Here is an 18,170-nt window from a genome sequence, read left to right as displayed (position 1 = left end):
TCAGACCGGGCGGCGGTCCATCCACCACAGCATGCCGGCGCCAAGAACGCCCAGCCCCGCGCCCAGCCCGGCCACAAGCCCATAGCCGCCAAGGGCCGTGCCGATCGCGAAGGTGGCGGCGCAGATGCCGTCGCCCGCCAGTTTCTGCAAGGCCATCAGCGAGGCGCCGGCACCCGGGCGGTCGCTGAGCAGCTCCTGCAGATAGGCCATCGGCTGGGTCAGCACGATCGCGCCCCCCGCGGCACCCGGCAGCATCAAGAGCCAGACGAAGGGGGTGCCGGCCAGAAGCGGGATGCCGGCGAGGTGGACGGCGTAAAGCGCCATCCCCACCCAGATCAGGCTGCGCGCCTCGACCCGGCCGAGGATGCGCGGCAAGGCCAGCATGAAGGGCACCTCGAGCCCGGCCATGATCCCGGCGTAAAGCGCCGTCGCCCCGGCGCCGCGCCCCGGCACCAACTCGAACACAAGGCCGATGACGACGAGGTAGAGCGTCACCGCGCCATGGATCGTGCCAAGCGCCAGCACCCGCGCCAGCACCCGCCCGCCGGCGATCTCGCCCAGCGACTGGCGGAAGGTGAGGCCGGAGCGGGTGTCGCTCCAGCGCGTCGCGCCGTCGCGCGGCCAGAACAGCGCGGTGAGGGCGAGGATCGCGACCGAGAGCGTGAGGCACACGGGATAGACCGCGGTCAGCGGCGTGCCGGCGCGGAAGGCCACCGCCCAGACCGGCAGCACCACCACCCACGGCACGGCGAAAAGCGCGCGCAGCGTGCTTTGCACGGCGCGGCGGTCTTCTTCCGGATGGGTGGTCGCGGCAAGCCGGGCGAGCGCGAAAAGCTGGCCGAAGAACGAGCCCGACAGCGGCAGCAGCAACGCATGCGCCACCACGAAGCCCGGCGCGTTCGGGGCAAGGATGACGAGCCCGGTGCCGAGCGTCAGGAACGCCCCGGTGACGAGCGCGATGCCCCGCCGGTTCGCGCGCTGATCGGCGAGGATGCCGAACACCACCGAGGACGAGACGGCGAGCCCCGAGGCCACCACCAGAAGCAGCGAAAAGGCGCTGTCGCTCAGATGGAAGACGGTGACCGCCAGCGCCGAGACATAGGGCGCCATCGTCGCGGCATGGGCGCCATAAAGCAGCAGCAGCGCGGCGGCGAGCAGCAGCGCGGGGTCACGCAGGATCGGTCGGAACGGGGCAAGAAACGGCATCGTCACCTCGGGCAATGCCGCCTCATGCGCCGGGGCGCAGCGTGATGCAAGGGGGCGCCGGGGGCGCCCTGCGGCTCAGGGCAGCATCTTGCCGGGGTTTAGGATCCCCTTCGGATCAAGCGCCGCCTTGATTGCCGCCATCACGCTCAGCGCGACCGGGTCCTTGTGCGCGGCGAGCGTGGCGCGCTTCGACAGCCCCACCCCATGCTCGGCCGAGAAGCTGCCGCCAAGCGCCACCGCCTCGCCGGCGATCGCGGCGCGGATCGCGGCCAGATGGCTCGCCTCGTCGCGGCCCGGATAGACGGAATAGTGGATGTTGCCGTCGCCCAGATGCGCCACCAGGAAGACCTCGGCCTCGGGGTCGAGCGTGGCGAGCCGCTCTTCCATCCGGGTCAGGAACTCCTGCAGCCGGTCGAGCGGGAGCGCCACATCGGTGTCGACCATCACCGGCTGCACGAAGGTGATCTCGGCCGCGGATTCGCGCATCGTCCAGAGCCGGCGGCGTTGCGCCTCCGAGGTCGCCACCACCGCCTCGGTGAGCGAGCCGTCCTCGAGCGCGGCCTCGAGCAGGGTTTCCAGCCGCTCGACCGGGTCCTCGCCGGCGATGGTGGTCGCGATCTCGACCATCACGTTCACCGCACAGGGCTCGAACGGGCAGGCGAGCTCGGGCTTCAGCCGGCCGAGACGCTCCATGTAATGGGCGGGCATGAACTCGAAGGCCTCGACGGCGCCGCCGCTGCCGGCCTGCAGCCGGTGCAACAGTGCGAGCGCCCCCGCGAGCGTGTCCATGCCCAGAAGCGCGGTCGCATGGGCGACGGGCGCAGGCGCCAGTTTCAGCACCGCCGCGGTGATGACGCCGAGCGTCCCCTCGGCGCCGATCATCAGATCGCGCAGGTCATAGCCGCTGTTGTCCTTGTGCAGCCCGGTCAGCAGGTTCATCACCCGCCCGTCGGCCAGCACCACCTCGATGCCAAGGCACAGCGCCCGCGCATTGCCATAGCGCAGCACGTTCGAGCCGCCGGCATTGGTCGAGAGGAACCCGCCCACCATCGCCGAGCCCTTCGCCCCGAAGGTCAGCGGGAAGACAAGCCCGTGCCGCGCCGCCTCGTCGTGCAGCGTCTCGAGGATCACCCCCGCCTCGGCGGTGATCGTGCGCGCCGCCGGGTTCACCTCGCGCAGCCGGTTCATCCGTGCAAGCGACAGCATCAGCGCGCCCTCGGCCGCGGCCCCCCCGTTCAGCCCGGTGTTGCCGCCCACCGGCACCACCGGCGTGCCGGTCTCGCTGGCCAGCCGCAGCACCGCCGAAACCTCCTCAGTCGAGCCCGGGCGCAGCACCGCGAGCGGGGTCCAGTGGTAGTGCCCGGTCCAGTCGTCGCGGTAGCCCGCAGTATCGTCACCGGTCAGCACATGGGCGGGGCCAAGCAGGTCACGCAGGCGGTCAAGAAGGGTCATATGGGTCTCCCGTGGATGCGGCGGCCGCCGCCCCGGGGCGTTCGGGCGCAGGTCGCGCCACCGCCCCCGGAGGCAACCGTCATCGCGGCCGGCTCAGCGCCAGTCGAAAAAGCCTTTCGGCGCCTGCGCGAGCAGTCGGCGCGCCAGATCGGCGCCAAGTGCAGCGCCTTCGGTCAGCGCGCCATGCGCCTCGCCCGAGATCGACTCGGAGCCGTCCGGGCGCAGGATCTCGCCGCGCAGCCAGAGCCGGTCGCCGAGGATCTCGGCCAGACCCGCGATCGGGGTCTCGCACGAGCCGTCGAGCGTGGCGAGGAAGCTGCGCTCGGCCGCCAGCCGCAGCCCGGTCGGGCCGTCGTGGATCGCCGCGAGCAGGTCGGCGCAACGGCTGTCGGCGGCGCGCCGCTCGATCCCGATGGCGCCCTGCGCGACGGCGGGCAGCATCTCGTCGGGGCCGATCGCCGAGCGCGCGACCTCGGCCTTGCCCAGACGGTTCAGCCCGGCCATGGCGAGGAAGGTGGCATCCGCCACCCCGTCCTCGAGCTTCTTCAACCGGGTCTGCACATTGCCGCGGAACTCGACCAGCTTCAGGTCGGGCCGGCGGTTCGCCAGCTGCGCGCGCCGGCGCAGGCTCGACGAGCCGACGACCGCCCCCTCGGGCAGGTCGGCGAGGCTTGCGTAGCGCATCGAGACGAAGGCGTCGCGCGTGTCCTCGCGCGGCAGAAAGCAGTCAAGCAGCAGCCCCTCGGGCTGGGCCGTCGGCATGTCCTTCATCGAATGCACCGCGATGTCGATCGCACCCGAGGCAAGCGCCTCCTCGATCTCCTTGGTGAACAGGCCCTTGCCGCCAAGCGCCTTGAGCGGCTGATCGGCCGCGATCAGCGCGGCATTGTCGCCGGTGGTGCGGATCACCACGATCTCGAAGGCCTCCGGCGGCAGGTCATGCGCCGCACTGAGCCGCGCGCGGGTCTCATAGGCCTGCGCGAGCGCGAGCGGCGAGCCGCGGGTGCCGATCTTCAGCGGGTCCGTTGCGGAGGGCATCTGTTTCATGGCCCACGGCATAGCCGCGACCGATTGCCCGTGCAAGCGGGGCGCGCGCGCGCAATGCTTGACAATCGGCCGCAGCCCGCGATGAAGAGGGGCAAAGGAGATCCCGATGAGCGACAAGACGATCCTGCGCGCCCTGCGTGGCGAGGTGCTGCCCACCCCTCCGGTCTGGATGATGCGGCAGGCGGGCCGCTACCTGCCCGAATATCGCGCGACCCGGGCCCAGGCGGGAGATTTCCTCTCGCTGTGCTACAATTCCGAGCTGGCGGCCGAGGTCACGCTGCAGCCGATCCGCCGCTATGGGTTCGACGCGGCGATCCTGTTCGCAGACATCCTGCTTCTGCCGCAGGCGCTTGGCGTCGATCTGTGGTTCGAGACCGGCGAGGGACCGCGGATGTCGACCACCACGACGCCCGCCGAACTGGCCGCGCTGAAGGGCCGTGACGACATCCACGACACGCTCGCCCCGATCTACGAGACGGTGCGGATCCTGCGCCGCGAGCTGCCGTCGGAAACGACGCTGATCGGTTTCGCCGGCGCGCCCTGGACCGTCGCGACCTACATGATCGCCGGCCGCGGCACCCGCGATCAGGGCCCGGCGCATGCGCTGAAGGCCACAGACCGCGCCACCTTCGCCGGCATCATCGACCGGCTGACCGAGGCGACGATCGAGTATCTGGCGAAGCAAGTCGAGGCCGGGGCCGAGGTCGTCAAGCTGTTCGACAGCTGGGCGGGCAGCCTGAAGGGCCAGGATTTCGAGGATTTCGCGGTGGCCCCCACGGCACGGATCATCGCGGAGCTGAAGGCGCGCTTCCCGGGCCTGCCGGTCATCGCCTTCCCGCGCGAGGCCGGCGAAGGCTATGTGGGCTTTGCGAAGAAGACCGGCGCCGATTGCGTCGCGATCGACAATTCGGTCTCGGCCGAGTGGGCGGCGGCAAACGTGCAGAAGGACGGCTGCGTGCAAGGCAACCTTGACCCCCGGCACATGGTGACAGGCGGCGACGCGCTGGTCGAGGCCACGCGCGCGGTGGTGCGCGCCTTCTCGAAGGGGCCGCATATCTTCAACCTCGGCCATGGCATCACCCCCGACGCCGATCCCGAGAATGTCGCGCTGATGGTCGAGACGATCCGCAAGGGGTAAGCCCACGACCGTCGGGGCCGGCGCCCGGCGAAGATGAGCATTTCTGCCAAGAAAAAGGGGCCGCGAGGCCCCTTTTGTCATGCGTGGATCATTTGCCGCGGAAGGTCTTCGGCCCGGGCTTGCCGCCCGGCTTGCCGGCGAACTTGCCCGCGGGCTTGCCGGCGTATTTGTCGGCGGGCTTGCCGCCCTTCGCGTATTTCGCCTTCGGGGCCGCGTCCTTCGCGGCGGCGCCATGGCCGCCCTCGCGCGCCCAGGGGGCGGCCTTGCGGGCCTTCGGCGCACCACCCTCGCCTTCGGGGCGGTCGAACTTGCGCGCCGGGCGCGGCGCGCCCTCGCCTTCGGCGCGGTCATATTTGCGCGCGGGCTTCGGCGCGCCGTCGCCCCAGCCCTGCCCCTTGCGGTGCGGCTTGCGCGGGCCGCGGTCGTCGTCGCTCTTCGACCAGCGCGACGGGCGCGGTGCCGGACGGTCGAGCCCTTCGGGGGCCTCGGCGAGCGGCGTGACGGTGCATTTGTCTTCCATCACCATCGAGGGGGCCAGCCCGGCCTCGAACCGGGCAGCGGCTTCGGCGTGGATCTGCACGAAGGTGTGGTCCTGCATCACCCGGATCATGCCGATGTCGCGCCGGGTCAGGTCGCCCGCGCGGCACAGCATCGGCAGAAGCCATTTCGGGTCGACCCACTGGTCGTGGCCCATGGTCAGCCGGAACCAGCGCGAATTGCCAAACTCCTCGCGGGCGCGCGGCTTCGGCCCGTCGAGCGTGACCGGCACCAGATCCTCGGGCGCCGAGCGCGCGGCGCGGAAGTTGCGCAGCACGGCAGCGGCCAGCGCGCGCGGCTCGAACGCCTCAAGCAGGCGCTCGATGCCGTCGAGCTCATCGGCGGTCGGCGCCTCGGTCAGCACCGCCTGCTGCAGCATGCGTTCCTCGTCGCGGGCGAAGATCTCTTCGGGGCCCGGCGCACTTTCCCAGGTGGCGCTCACGCCCGCCTCGCGCAGCAGCCGTTCGCCCTTCGAGCGCAGGTTCAGCGGCACCACCAGCGCCGAGATCCCCTTTGCCCCGGCGCGGCCGGTGCGGCCCGAACGGTGCAGCAGCGCTTCCTTGTTCTGCGGCAGGTCGGCGTGCACGACAAGTTCCAGCCCCGGCAGGTCGATGCCACGCGCCGCGACGTCGGTCGCGATGCAGACCCGGGCCCGGCCGTCGCGCAGCATCTGCAGCGCGCGCGAGCGTTCGTCCTGCGTCAGTTCGCCCGAGAGCGCCACCACCGAGAAGCCGCGGTTCAGCAGCTTGCCGGTCAGGTGGGTGACCGCGGCGCGGGTCGAACAGAAGACGATCGCGCGCTCCGGTTCGTGGAAGCGCAGCAGGTTGACGATGGCGTTCTCGCGGTCGGTCTTGTCGACGACGAGGGCGCGATAGTCGATGTCGGCGTGCTGGCTGCGCGCCGAGATGGTCGAAATGCGTTCGGCATCGCGCTGGAAGGTCGCGGCGAGGCGGGCGATCTCGGCCGGCACGGTCGCCGAGAACATCAGCGTGCGGCGGGTCTCGGGCGCGGTCTCGAGGATGAACTCGAGATCCTCGCGGAAGCCGAGGTCGAGCATCTCGTCGGCCTCGTCGAGGGTGACGACCTTCAGCTCGCTCAGATCGAGCGCGCCGCGGCGGATGTGGTCGCAGATCCGGCCCGGGGTGCCGACGACGATATGCGCGCCGCGTTCAAGCGCCCGCCGTTCCGCCCGCGCATCCATGCCGCCGACGGCGCCGGCGATCACCGCGCCCGCCCGGGCGTAAAGCCAGGCAAGCTCGCGGCTGACCTGCTGGGCCAGTTCGCGCGTCGGCGCCACGACCAGAGCCCGCGGCAGATCGGCATAGGGCGGGATGCCCTCCTCGCCAATCAACTCGGAGGCCATGGCAAGACCGAAGGCCACGGTCTTGCCCGAGCCCGTCTGCGCCGAGACCAGCAGATCGCGCCCGGACAGCCCCGGATCGGAAACCGCCTCCTGAACGGGGGTGAGGGCGGCATAGCCCTTCTCGGCCAACGCCTCTTGCAGCGTGGCGGGAAGGTGATCGAACTGGGTCATGTCTGGGGCTTTCGCAACGGCGGAAAGCGCGGCTTCTAGCGGCTTTCGCCCAGGAAGGAAAGCCCTTTCCGCAAAGGCCCGCCGGGGCTGCGCGAAGCTCAGCCGAGGCCGGGCTCGCCCGGGGTCGCACGACCACGCCCCATCACCTGCGCATTGAAGCGCGCGATGTCGGCAGCGAAGCGCTGTCGCTCGGGCTCGCTCCAGTCGGCCAGCATCTCCTCGAGGCGGCTCAGCCGCAGCGCCTGCATCTCGGCGCAGCGCACCCGTCCCTCTGCCGTCGCCTCGATCAGCGCGCTGCGGCCATCGAGCGGGTTCGGCCGTTTCGCGATCAGCCCGCCCTTTTCGAGCGCTGCCAGCTGCCGCGTCACGGTGGAATGATCGAGCGCCAGCGTCGCCGCCAGATCGCCGCTCGGCCGCGGCCCCGCACGCAATGCCAGCAGCAGCAGGTATTGCGCCCGGTCGAGCGGGTATTTGCGCGAGCGATAAAGCCCCTCGAGCGCGCGCACGAGGACGGCAAGGTCATGCTCGATCGCCTGCGTGCCGGGCGAGGCCCCGTTGCCCTGCGCCAGATCGGTCCCGTCCATGCACGCCTCCACTTTACTTGCATTATACAACTTGTGTATCATGCACCAAGTTTATCCGGCCCGCCTGCCCCCGGCAAGCCTGCCCTCCCCTGATGCGAGCTTTCCATGTCCCATCCGTCCCCCGACACCGCCGCGCCATCGCGCTTTCTCGACCAGCCGACCGCGGTCTGGGCCACCGCCTTCGCCTGTGTCGTCGGCTTCATGTCGATCGGTCTTGTCGACCCGATCCTGACCTCGATCGCCGCCGGGCTGAACGCGGGGCCGTCGCAGGTGTCGCTGCTCTTCACCTCCTACTTCCTCGTCACCTCGGTGATGATGCTGGTGACCGGCTTTGTCTCAAGCCGGATCGGCGCGCGCGCGACGCTGATCCTCGGCGCCGGACTGATCGTGATCTTCGCGGCGCTGGCCGGCACCTCGGGCTCGGTGCGCGAGCTCGTCGCCTTCCGCGCCGGCTGGGGGCTCGGCAATGCCTTCTTCGTGGTCACTGCGCTGTCGGTTCTGGTCGCGGTGGCGAAGGGCGGCACCGGGCGCGCGGTGCTGATCTACGAGGCGGCGATGGGGCTTGGCCTGTCGGTCGGCCCGCTTCTGGGGGCGGCGCTCGGGGCCCATTCGTGGCGCTGGCCCTTCTTCGGCACGGCGACGCTGATGGCGGTGGGGCTGGTCTCGGCGCTGGTCTTCCTGCCCTCGCTGCCACGGCCGGCGCAGAAGACGGCGTTGAGCGCGCCGCTCCGCGCGCTTGGGCACCCGGGGCTGTTCACCGTGTCGCTCGCCGCCTTCTTCTATTACTTCGCCTTCTTCGCGGTGCTGGCCTTCGCGCCCTTCGTGCTGGACCTCTCGGCCCATGCGGTCGGCGCGATCTTCTTCGGCTGGGGGCTGATGCTCGCGTTGTGCTCAGTCTTCGTCGCGCCGCGGGTCGAGGCCCGCTTCGGCCTTGTGCCGGTGGTCGCGGTGGCGCTCGCGGCGCTTGCCGTGCTGCTCGTCGTGATGGGATCGGGCAACAAGCCCGCGATCGCCGCGGCGGTGATCCTGTCGGGGGCGATCATGGGCGTGTGCAACACCCTCTTCACCGAGCTCGCGCTCGAGGTCTCCGACGTGCCGCGGCCGGTCGCCTCGGCGGGCTACAACTTCCTGCGCTGGTTCGCGGGGGTGGTCGCGCCCTGGGCGGTGCCGACGATCGCCGAGCATGGCTCGGTGCTGATCGCGTTCTCGGTGGCGGCGCTGGCGGCGCTGCTGGCACCCGCGACGCTGTGGCTGCGCCGCGGCTCGATCGCGCATCACAAGGCGGCCCCTGCCATTGCCCCGACGCCGGGGCTGATCGTCGCCGCGGTCGATGGCAGCGATGCCGACGCGCGGGTGATCGACCGCGCCGTGGCGCTGGCGAAGGCCATGGGCGGGCACGCGGTGCTCGCGCTCCATGTCCGGGTCAGCGACGTGCTCGACGGCGCCGAGGCCGAGACCGAACCCCGCCCGCAGGCCGAGGCGATCGTGGCCCGCGCCCGCGCCCGGATCGCGGCCACGGGCATCGCGGCGCAGGGCGAGGTGCTGCACGCGACGCCCGGCCAGGCGGTGCGCGCCGCGCTTGCCCGCGCCGAAGCGGGCGGCGCCACACATGTGGTGATCGGCGCCCCGCACGAGGGCGCGCTTGACGACCTGCTGCATGGCAGCTTCGCCCGGGCCGCCGAGGCGGCGGGGCGTCAAAGGGCAATCGCAGTGGAAACGGTCGACTGAGGCAAGACGGAGATCCGGGGGGCCTGCCCCTCAGACCCATTTCGCCAGCGGCGGCAGGCTCATCAGCACCGCATCGGCATTGTGCCCGGTCTCGAGCCCGAATTTCGTGCCGCGGTCGTAGACGAGGTTGTATTCGGCATAGAGCCCGCGGTGGATCAGCTGCGCATCGCGGTCGGCCTCGGAGGCAGGGGTGCCGAGGCGGCGCTCGGTCACCGGCAGGAAGGCGGGCAGGAAGGCCGCCCCCACCGCCTGGGTGAAGGCGAAATCCGCCTCCCAGTCGCCACTGTTCAGGTCATCATAGAAGATGCCGCCGACGCCGCGGGCCCGGTGCCGGTGCGGGATAAAGAAATACTCGTCCGCCCAGGCCTTGAAGCGCGGGTAATAGCCCGGGTCATGCGCGTCGCAGGCGGCCTGCAGCGCAGCATGGAAATGCGCGGTGTCCTCGGCATACTCGATGCAGGGGTTCAGGTCGGCGCCGCCGCCGAACCACCACGCGCCGGGCGTCCAGAACATCCGGGTGTTCATGTGCACCGCCGGCGTGTGCGGGTTGCGCATGTGGGCGACGAGCGAGATCCCCGAGGCCCAGAAGCGCGGGTCTGCCTCCATCCCCGGCACGCCACGCGCCGCCATCGCCTTTTGCGCCCGCGGTGCCAACGTGCCCCAGACCGTCGAGATGTTCACGCCGACCTTCTCGAAGACGCGCCCGCCGCGCAGCACCGACATCTTGCCGCCGCCCTGATCCTCGCCATCGGCGCCCGTCCGGGTGGTGGGCGTCACCTCGAAACGGCCGGCAGGCATGTCGCCCGGCCCCTCGAACCCGTCCTCGAGCGCCTCGAAGGCGGCGACGATGCGGTCGCGCAGGGTCGAGAACCAGGCACTGGCGGCAGCCTTGCGGGGCTCGAATGTGTCGGTCATGGCGATCTCCCTTTTGCGCCGTCCTAACAGGCAAGACGCGAGGGGGGAATTGCGTTTTCCGCGCCGGAGGAGAAGAATGCGCCATCAGCCGGAGACCCGCCATGCGCAAGACCCCTGCCCTTCTCGCCCTGCTCATCCTTGCCGCCTGCGGCACGCCGCAGGAACAGTGCATCAACCGCGCCACGCGCGAGACCCGCACCCTGCAGTCGCTGCTGGCCGAAACCGAGGGCAACCTCGCCCGCGGCTATGCCTGGGAAGAATACGAGGTGCCGACGACGCGGTGGGAAGTGTGCGGCTATGACACCTACACCCGGCGCGACGGTCGGGTGATCCAGAAGCCGCGGATGTGCCTCGAGGATGACACGATCACCCGGCGCCGGCAGGTGGTGATCGACCCGGTCACGGAAACCCGCAAGCGCGACAACCTGCGCGCCAAAATCCGCGCCCTCGGCCCGCAGATGAATGCAGAAATCGCGGCCTGCCGGGCGGCCTATCCCGAAGAGGCGAAGTAGGCCCGCCCGGGCGTGCCGCTCAGTAGACCGGCACGCGCACCGTGTCGGCGATGCCGCGGCCGCCGTCGACGGTGACGATCTGGCCGGTGACGAAGCCCGCCCCCGACGAGGCGAGGTATTGCACGGTTTCCGCCAGTTCGGTCGGTGGCGCGATGCGGCCCAGCGGCGTGCCGGCGGTGATCGCCTCGCGCCAGTCGGCGTTCTCGCGCAGCGCCGCATGCAGCGAGGCGCTCATCATCGAGGCGAAGGCGACGCCGTTCACCCGGATCCGGTGCGGCGCGAGCGCGAGCGCGAGCCCGCGCGTCGCTTGGTCCTGCGCCGCACAGGCGATGGAATAGGCAAGCAGCTCGGGCTGGCTGCGCTGCGCGGCGAGGGTCGAGACGTTGACGATGCAACCGACCTCGCCGGTGGTGCGCCCGTCCTTCTCGGCCAGCGCGATCATCCGCTTCGCGGTCAGCTGCGACAGCCGCAACCCGGCCTTCATGTTGTGCCGCAGCATCGATTCCAGCACGTCCGCATCGGGCTCGAGCGGGTCGCAGGGGGTGAAGCTGCGCGCGGCATTGACCAGAATGTCGATGCGCTCGAAGGCGTCGATCGTGGCCGAGAGCAGGTTGGCGATGCTCAGCTTCTCGCACAGATCGCCGGCGAAGACGCGCGCCGGGCCATCGGCCTTGGCGCTGTCGCCGAACTCGGCCATCAGCTTCGCCTCGTCGATGTCGGCGCACATCACCTGCGCGCCGCGGTCGAGGAAATGGCGCGCGATGGCAAGGCCGATGCCGTTGGCGGCGCCGGTGATGATCGCGGTCTTTCCGGTGATGGCCAGAGACATGGCAGCTCCCTTCGGAGTGGTTTTCGCCCCTGTTAGCGCATTTCATCGCCGGGAGCGAGAGAGACGGCGACGTGGTGACGCCACGGCGGGCGCCGACGGGCGGGCGGCGCCCTGCACGATCGGCCGTTCGGCGCGGATCAGGCGGAAGGCGCCATCGGGGCCACCGGGCGGCACGATCTCGGTCACCTCGTGGAAGGCGGCACGCAGCGCCTCCTCGTAGGGCAGATGGCGGTTCGCCACCATCCACAGCGTGCCCGAGAGCGACAGCATCGAGGCGGCGGCGCGGATGAAAGCCTGACCAAGCGCCGGATCGGCGGCGCGCGTGCTGTGGAAGGGCGGGTTCATCACCGCCGCGGTATAGCGCGCCTCGGGCTTGAAGACGGTGGCATCGGCCCAGACGAAATGCGCCCGCGGATCGGAGATGTTGAGCCGCGCACAGTCGAGCGAAGCATGTTCCGCCTCGATCAGGTCGAGGCTCTCGACGCCCTTGCGCGCCAGCACCTGCGCCGCAAGCCAGCCCCAGCCGGCGCCGATGTCAGCCATGCGGGCGGGCAGCGTGTCGGGCAGCACCGCGGCCAGCAGCGCCGAGCCACGGTCGATGCCATCGGCCGAGAACACGCCCGGCTGGGTGACGAAGCCCGGCACCACTTCGGTGCGGTGCCCCTTCCAGTCATCAAGTGCGCCATGCACGGCCTCGAGACGGAAGATCTTGCCATGCGCCTTGGCGATCGGCTCGCCCACCGGCAGCCGCGCGCGCAGATCGCGCAGCATGGAATCGATGCCGTCGGTCTTCAGCCCGTCGACCCAGATCGGCCCGCCGGGCACCACCACCTCGCAGGCAAGCGCAAGGATCGCCCGCGCCTCGGCCTTGGCGCGCGGCAGGAACACCACCGCGGCGGCATAGGGGCCCTCGGGCGCGGGATCGGCGGCGATACCGCGGGCGCGCAGCGCCTCCCAGTCCGGGCGGAAGCCCTGCACGGCATGCAGCCGCTCGGCCGGCAGATCGCTCAGATCGGTGGCGGCGGTCGGGCGGAACAGCGCGATGCGCCCCGCGGCGGGCAGGGCATCGGGCGCGTCAAGCGCAAGGGACAGGCGGGAATGGCTCATGGCTGGCAGAGGCGCGCGCGCCTCACTCCTTTTCCATCGTGCATTGCAGCGGATGCTGATGGCGGCGGGCGAAATCCATCACCTGCGCGACCTTGGTCTCGGCCACCTCGAAGCTGAACACGCCGACGACGGCGAGCCCCTTCTTGTGCACGGTCAGCATGATCTCGAAAGCTTGCGCGTGGCTCAGGCCGAAGAAGCGTTCGAGGATATGGACGACGAACTCCATCGGGGTGTAATCGTCGTTCAGGAGCAGCACCTTGTACATCGGCGGGCGCTGCGTCTTGGGTTTCGTCTTCAGGGCAACGCCGGCCTCGCCTTCGGCATCGTCCTTGCGGTCGGCCATCATCTCAAGCGGGTGGAACATTGCGCCTCGGTCTTCGGGAATCGCTCGCGGTATCGGGGGAATATAGGAAGATCATGCCACAAGGAAAGACATTGCGGGCGAGGAATCTGCCCGCGACGGGTCCCGCGACCGGGAGTGTCGCATGAAACTCACGACAATCGGCTTCGATGCCGACGACACGCTGTGGCACAACGAGCGCTTCTTCCGTCTGACCCAGGCCCGTTTCACCGAGCTGCTGGCCGATCACGCTGACCGCACGCTCCTCGGCGAACGGCTGCTGGCGGCCGAGCGGCGCAACGTCGGGATCTATGGTTTCGGGGTGAAGGGCTTCACCCTCTCGATGATCGAGACCGCGGTCGAGGTCAGCGCCGGCGCGGTGCCGGGCGCGGTGATCGCCGAGATTCTCTCGGCCGGACGCGAGATGCTCGCCCATCCGATCGAGCTTTTGCCCGAGGCGCGTGCGGCGGTCGAGGCGCTTGCCGGCCGTTACCGGCTGGTGCTGGTGACCAAGGGCGACCTGATCGACCAGGAGCGGAAACTTGCCCAGTCGGGTCTCGGCGATCTCTTCGACGCGGTCGAGATCGTGTCGGACAAGCGCCAGGCCACCTATACCGAGGTCTTCGCCCGCCACGGCACCGGCGCGGAGGCTGCGATGATGGTCGGCAACTCGTTGAAATCCGACGTGCTTCCGATGATCGCCGCAGGCGGCTGGGGCGTGCATGTGCCACATGAGATGACCTGGGCACTCGAGGAAGCCGAGGTGCCGCAGGGCCACCCGCGGTTTGCCGCCCTGCCCTCGCTTTCCGGGCTGCACGAACTGCTCGAGCGGATCGGCTGAGCCCCGGGAGATGACGGACAACGCCTTGATCTTGTGCGATTTCGCTCCCGCGACACCATGTCGCCGGGGGAACGGTCACAGCCGCGTTACTACCCGTCGCCGCCCGGCCCGGCACAACCACGAGATCTTGGGGCACACCTGAATGTCGTGACGAAAGCACTTGAAAATAGGCGGTTTTCAGGGCGAAAAAGCCGTGTTAGGCTGAACGCCAAAGCTCCGGATCAAAACAACGGGGCACGAGGCAGCACAAGGACAGAAACCGTGACCACGCTCGCGCGATGGGTCCGTTACGGGCTATTTGCACTCTCCCTGATCTTCCTGCCGCTGGCTGCGCTGGCCGCGCCCTTTGCCGCAATGGTGATGGATGCGCGAACCGGCGAGGTGCTCTATTCGCAGAATGCCGATACCCGTCTGCACCCTGCCTCGCTGACCAAGATGATGACGCTCTACCTGACCTTCGACGCGATCGAGCGCGGCCAGGTCAGCCTCGATTCCGTCGTCACCGTCACCGCCCATGCGGCAAGCCAGCCGCCCTCGCGGCTTGGCCTGCGTGCCGGCCAGAAGATCCAGCTGCGCTACCTGATCCGTGCCGCGGCGGTGAAATCCGCAAACGACGCGGCCGCGGCGATCGGCGATTATCTCGGCGGCGACGAGGCGGGCTTTGCCACCAAGATGAACCGCATGGCCAAGGCGCTTGGCATGAAGAACACCACCTTCCGGAATGCCAACGGCCTGACCCGCGAGGGCCACATGTCGACGGCGCGGGACATGACGATTCTCGGCCGCCACGTGATCTACGACTTCCCACAGTATTATAATCTGTTCTCCCGCCGCACCGCGGACGCCGGCATCGCCAAAGTGTCGAGCACCAACCGCCGCTTCCTCGATGCCTATGAGGGCGCCGACGGGATCAAGACCGGCTATACCGTGCCCGCGGGCTTCAACCTCGTCGCCTCGGCGCAGCGCGGCAACAAGCGCATCATTGCCACCGTCTTCGGCGGTACCTCGACCGCACAGCGCAATGCCAAGGTGGCCGAGCTGCTCGATCTCGGCTTCGCACGCGCGCCGGGCAAGACCACCCTCGACAAGCCGGCACCGCCTGCCCTGATGGCGGATGCGACCGGCGTCGCCGGCCCCGAGGTCACCGGCGCCGAGGATGACGCGGACGAGGGCGATACCCCGGTCGCCGCGGCAAAAACGCTGCGTCTGGCCGCCGCCCCGCCGGCAAGCCCGCGGCCGATGGCGCGCCCGGGCACCGCGGCGCATGACCGCGAGGCGGTCGAGCTCGCGCTGGCGAAGGCGCTCGAGCCCGCGGCGCCCGCGCCGGTCGCCGCCGCCGTGGCCGAGGTCACCGATGTCGTGGCCCAGGCCCCCAGCCCGCGCCCTGCCGCCGCCCCGCGCGAAACCGTTCCGGTCGCCGCGGCGGGCTTCGTCCAGGCCGCGACGCCGCAGCCCGAGACGCTGGCGATGAGCGACTTTTCCGAGGACACGCCGGCCGAGGGCGACGCCCCCGATCCGCGCGAGCCGATGTTCGTGCAGACCTCGACGCCGCAACCCGAGACGCTGGAGATGGCCGGCCACAAGAACCCGACCGACAACACGGTGATCCTGGCCGCGCTGACGCCGCCTGCCCCCGCGCCGCAGCAGGAGCGCGAGGTGGTCGCCCGCGCCTCGAGCTCGGGCGGGCGCAACTGGGGGGTCAATGTCGGCAAGTTCCCCTCGCAATACGCCGCCGAACGCTCGCTGCTGAAGACTGCGCTGATGGAAAGCGACACGCTCGGCGATGCGCTGCGCAAGGTCGCCCGCGGCAAGACCGGCTTCGAGGCGAATTTCGTCGGCATGACCAAGGCCGGCGCCGAGCTGGCCTGCGCGCGGCTGAACGCCCGCGCCTCGGACTGCACGGTGATCGGGCCCTGAGCCCCCTGCCCCACCGCCAGACAAACGAAAGCCGGCCCGGGGCCGGCTTTTTCATCTCTGACAGTCTTGCTGATCAGCCTTTGGGGTGATCGTCGTATTCATCCGACAGGATGCGCTCGCTGTCGCCCTTCGGGTCCTCATACTGGCGCGTGCGCAGCGTCCAGAAGAAGGCCACAAGGCCAAAACCGCCAAGGAATAGCGAGATCGGGATAAGATAGGTCAGGACGGACATCGGCGCCTCCGCTCACTTCAGCCGCAGGGAGTTCAGTGACACCGTAATCGAGGAGGCCGACATCGCCAAGGCCGCGGCGAGCGGCGTCGCCAGACCGACCAGCGCGATCGGCACCGCGACGACGTTGTAAAGCCCCGAAAGCGCGAAGTTCTGCTTGATCCGCCGCCGCGCCTGCACCGAGATCCGCACGGCATCGGCCACCGGCGCCAGATCCTGACCGAGCAGCACGATGTCCGAGGCGGTGCGCGCCGCATCGAGCGCCGAGGCCGGCGAGATCGAGACATGCGCCGAGGCGAGCGCCGCAGTGTCGTTCAGCCCGTCGCCCACCATCAGCACCCGCGCGCCGGCGCCGGTCATCTCGGCGACCAGCGCCGCCTTTTCCTCGGGCCGGGCCCCCGAGTGCCACTCGGCAATGCCAAGCCGGCGGGCAAGGGCCGCAACCGCGCCCTCGACATCGCCCGAGACCAGCAGCACGCGTTTCTTCTGTGCGAGCAGCGCCGTGACCGCCGCCTCGGCGCCCGGGCGCAGGCTGTCGGCAAAGCGCAGCGTCACCGGCGCCTCGGCGCCGATGCGCAGATGCGTCGCGGTCACACTGCCCGCCTCGGCTCCGACCCAGTCGGCCCGACCAAGGCGCAGGATCGCGCCGTCGAGCCGCCCCTCGACGCCATAGCCCGGCACCTCGCGCAGATCGTCAAGCGCGGCGGGAACGATGCCGCGCGCCTGCGCCGCCGCGGCGAGCGCCGTCGCCAGCGGATGCGACGAGGCCCCGGCAAGCGCCGCGGCGATGGCGAATTGCGCGGGCGTGAGGTCAAACAGGTTCTCGGGCGTGGGCGCCCCCATGGTCAGCGTGCCGGTCTTGTCGAAGACGACGGTGTCGACCTCGGCCAGCCGCTCGAGCGCGGTGCCGTCCTTGATCAGCAGCCCCTTGCGGAAAAGCCGCCCCGAGGCCGCGGTGACCACCGCGGGCACCGCAAGGCCAAGCGCGCAGGGGCAGGTGATGATGAGCACCGCCGCAGCGATGTTGATCGCGTGGCGCACGTCGCCGCCGGTGATCCACAGCCAGATCAGGAAGGACGAGAAGGCGAGCGTGTGCACCAGCGGCGAATAGGCCCGCGCCGCCCGTTCGGCCAGCGAGGTGTATTTCGTCTTCGCCGATTCGGCGGTGGCGACCAGATCCGCCATGCGGTGCAGCGAACTGTCCTTGCCCGCCGCGGTGACGCGCAGGGTGAGCGGGCCGGTGAGATTCACCTCGCCCGCCGAAAGCGTCACGCCGGGCCCGGCATAGACGGGCAGCGATTCGCCGGTCAGAAGCGAACGGTCGGTCTCGGACGTGCCCTCGGTCACCGTGCCATCGGCCGGGATCCGGCCGCCCGGGCGCACCCGGATGATGTCGCCCGGAACCAGCTCGCCCACCGGCACCACGACCTCGGCGCCATCGCGCAGCACCGTCGCCCGCGGCACCTCGAGCGCGGCCAGCTCCTCGGCCGCCGAGCGCGCCACGGCGCGGGTGCGGTAATCGAGATAGCGCCCGACGAGCAGGAAGAAGGACAGCATCACCGCCGCATCGAAATAGGCCTGATGGCCGTGATGCGCGGTCTCGTAAAGCGAGATCGACGAGGCGAGGATCAGCGCCAGCGAGATCGGCACGTCCATGTTGACGCGCCCGTGCCGCAGCCCGGCCCAGGCCGAGGCGAAGAAGGGCTGCCCGGCGAAGACCACCGTCGGCAGCGCGATCGCCGCCGAGATCCAGTGGAACATGTCGCGCGTGGCGTCCTCGGCCCCCGACCAGACCGAGATCGAGAGCAGCATGATGTTCATCATCGCGAAGCCTGCGACGCCGATGCGCATCAGCAGGTCACGGCCGCGCTTGTCGGTCTCGGTCGCCGAGAGCAGGCCCGGATCGAGCTCGTAGGCCTCATAGCCGATGCCGTCGAGTGCGGCGACAAGCGGTGCCGCCTCCACCCCCGGCTCGGCGTCGATCGAGACGCGTTTCAGCGTCAGGTTCACCCGCGCCGAGCGCACGCCGGGCTGGCGCGACAGTTCCCGCTCGACATCGGTGATGCAGACCGCGCAATGCGCCGTCGGCAGCGACAGCATGATCCGCGCGCCGCGGAGGTCACCCGATTTCGCCAGCGCCTCGGCCGAGGGGGCCGCAAGGCAGGCCGGGCAGGCCGAGGCGGAAACATGCTCTGCCTCCCCCGTCTGCGGGGCGGAAGGGGCCAGACCATTGGCGGCAGGGGCGACCGTCATC

Annotated in this window: 16 protein-coding genes; 5 read left to right on the top strand and 11 right to left on the bottom strand. The window is 70.2% G+C overall.

Annotation, left to right across the window (positions count from 1 at the left end):
* The 3 genes from EOW65_RS06365 to hemC all read right to left on the bottom strand — a co-directional run bounded on the left by EOW65_RS06365 (position 1) and on the right by hemC (position 3,696).
* Entirely contained in the window at positions 1–1,206 is a 1,206-nt protein-coding gene (locus EOW65_RS06365; RefSeq protein WP_128148135.1) for an MFS transporter, read from the bottom strand.
* Positions 1,207–1,281: 75 nt separating this feature from the next.
* Positions 1,282–2,658 (bottom strand): FAD-binding oxidoreductase, encoded by a 1,377-nt coding sequence (locus EOW65_RS06360; protein WP_128148134.1) that lies wholly within the window; start codon positions 2,656–2,658, stop codon positions 1,282–1,284.
* Positions 2,659–2,751: 93 nt separating this feature from the next.
* The gene (gene hemC / locus EOW65_RS06355; RefSeq protein WP_128148209.1) at positions 2,752–3,696 is read right to left on the bottom strand and encodes a hydroxymethylbilane synthase; all 945 of its coding nucleotides are present in this window, start codon (positions 3,694–3,696) and stop codon (positions 2,752–2,754) included.
* A gap of 115 nt (positions 3,697–3,811) precedes the next feature.
* On the opposite strand from hemC, the gene hemE reads away from it, so the two are divergent.
* On the top strand, positions 3,812–4,843 hold the full coding sequence (hemE, locus tag EOW65_RS06350) for a uroporphyrinogen decarboxylase (protein ID WP_128148133.1): 1,032 nt from the start codon (positions 3,812–3,814) through the stop codon (positions 4,841–4,843).
* A gap of 88 nt (positions 4,844–4,931) precedes the next feature.
* On the opposite strand, the gene EOW65_RS06345 is transcribed toward hemE, so the two are convergent.
* On the bottom strand, positions 4,932–6,914 hold the full coding sequence (locus EOW65_RS06345) for a DEAD/DEAH box helicase (protein WP_128148132.1): 1,983 nt from the start codon (positions 6,912–6,914) through the stop codon (positions 4,932–4,934).
* Between the two features lie 98 nt (positions 6,915–7,012).
* Positions 7,013–7,498 carry a MarR family winged helix-turn-helix transcriptional regulator gene (locus EOW65_RS06340; protein WP_164880011.1) on the bottom strand — a complete coding sequence of 162 codons (486 nt, stop codon included), beginning with the start codon at positions 7,496–7,498 and terminating at the stop codon, positions 7,013–7,015.
* A gap of 105 nt (positions 7,499–7,603) precedes the next feature.
* Here EOW65_RS06340 and EOW65_RS06335 point away from each other — a divergent pair, with 105 nt between their 5' ends.
* Positions 7,604–9,226: an MFS transporter gene (locus EOW65_RS06335; RefSeq protein ID WP_128148130.1), complete on the top strand. Its 1,623-nt coding sequence runs from the start codon at positions 7,604–7,606 to the stop codon at positions 9,224–9,226.
* A gap of 30 nt (positions 9,227–9,256) precedes the next feature.
* On the opposite strand, the gene hemF is transcribed toward EOW65_RS06335, so the two are convergent.
* Entirely contained in the window at positions 9,257–10,141 is an 885-nt protein-coding gene (gene hemF / locus EOW65_RS06330; protein ID WP_128148129.1) for an oxygen-dependent coproporphyrinogen oxidase, read from the bottom strand.
* Between the two features lie 101 nt (positions 10,142–10,242).
* Between hemF and EOW65_RS06325 the strand changes: the two genes are divergently transcribed.
* Positions 10,243–10,653 carry a hypothetical protein gene (locus EOW65_RS06325; protein WP_128148128.1) on the top strand — a complete coding sequence of 137 codons (411 nt, stop codon included), beginning with the start codon at positions 10,243–10,245 and terminating at the stop codon, positions 10,651–10,653.
* 19 nt (positions 10,654–10,672) lie between these two features.
* Here EOW65_RS06325 and EOW65_RS06320 read toward each other — a convergent pair whose 3' ends face one another.
* From EOW65_RS06320 to clpS, 3 genes are read right to left on the bottom strand one after another with little or no spacing between them, the layout of a single operon-like run.
* Positions 10,673–11,482 (bottom strand): SDR family NAD(P)-dependent oxidoreductase, encoded by an 810-nt coding sequence (locus EOW65_RS06320; protein ID WP_128148127.1) that lies wholly within the window; start codon positions 11,480–11,482, stop codon positions 10,673–10,675.
* 42 nt (positions 11,483–11,524) lie between these two features.
* Positions 11,525–12,589: a methyltransferase gene (locus EOW65_RS06315; RefSeq protein WP_128148126.1), complete on the bottom strand. Its 1,065-nt coding sequence runs from the start codon at positions 12,587–12,589 to the stop codon at positions 11,525–11,527.
* A 22-nt stretch (positions 12,590–12,611) separates the two neighbouring features.
* Positions 12,612–12,953: an ATP-dependent Clp protease adapter ClpS gene (gene clpS / locus EOW65_RS06310; RefSeq protein ID WP_113899604.1), complete on the bottom strand. Its 342-nt coding sequence runs from the start codon at positions 12,951–12,953 to the stop codon at positions 12,612–12,614.
* A gap of 121 nt (positions 12,954–13,074) precedes the next feature.
* Between clpS and EOW65_RS06305 the strand changes: the two genes are divergently transcribed.
* Positions 13,075–13,770 carry an HAD family hydrolase gene (locus tag EOW65_RS06305; RefSeq protein ID WP_128148125.1) on the top strand — a complete coding sequence of 232 codons (696 nt, stop codon included), beginning with the start codon at positions 13,075–13,077 and terminating at the stop codon, positions 13,768–13,770.
* Positions 13,771–14,031: 261 nt separating this feature from the next.
* Complete coding sequence (locus EOW65_RS06300; RefSeq protein ID WP_449406763.1) at positions 14,032–15,687, top strand: D-alanyl-D-alanine carboxypeptidase family protein; 1,656 nt, start codon at positions 14,032–14,034, stop codon at positions 15,685–15,687.
* Between the two features lie 73 nt (positions 15,688–15,760).
* Here the strand turns inward: EOW65_RS06300 and ccoS are convergent, their stop codons facing one another.
* The gene (ccoS, locus tag EOW65_RS06295; protein WP_113899601.1) at positions 15,761–15,919 is read right to left on the bottom strand and encodes a cbb3-type cytochrome oxidase assembly protein CcoS; all 159 of its coding nucleotides are present in this window, start codon (positions 15,917–15,919) and stop codon (positions 15,761–15,763) included.
* Positions 15,920–15,931: 12 nt separating this feature from the next.
* Entirely contained in the window at positions 15,932–18,169 is a 2,238-nt protein-coding gene (locus tag EOW65_RS06290) for a heavy metal translocating P-type ATPase (RefSeq protein WP_128148123.1), read from the bottom strand.
* Position 18,170 lies beyond the last annotated feature (1 nt).

Origin of the sequence: Paenirhodobacter ferrireducens (assembly GCF_004022265.1) — a bacterium.
Classification (GTDB): Bacteria; Pseudomonadota; Alphaproteobacteria; order Rhodobacterales; family Rhodobacteraceae; genus Rhodobacter; species Rhodobacter ferrireducens.
Note: the sequence above shows the minus strand (reverse complement) of the source record. Positions and strands in the feature narration are given on the sequence as shown.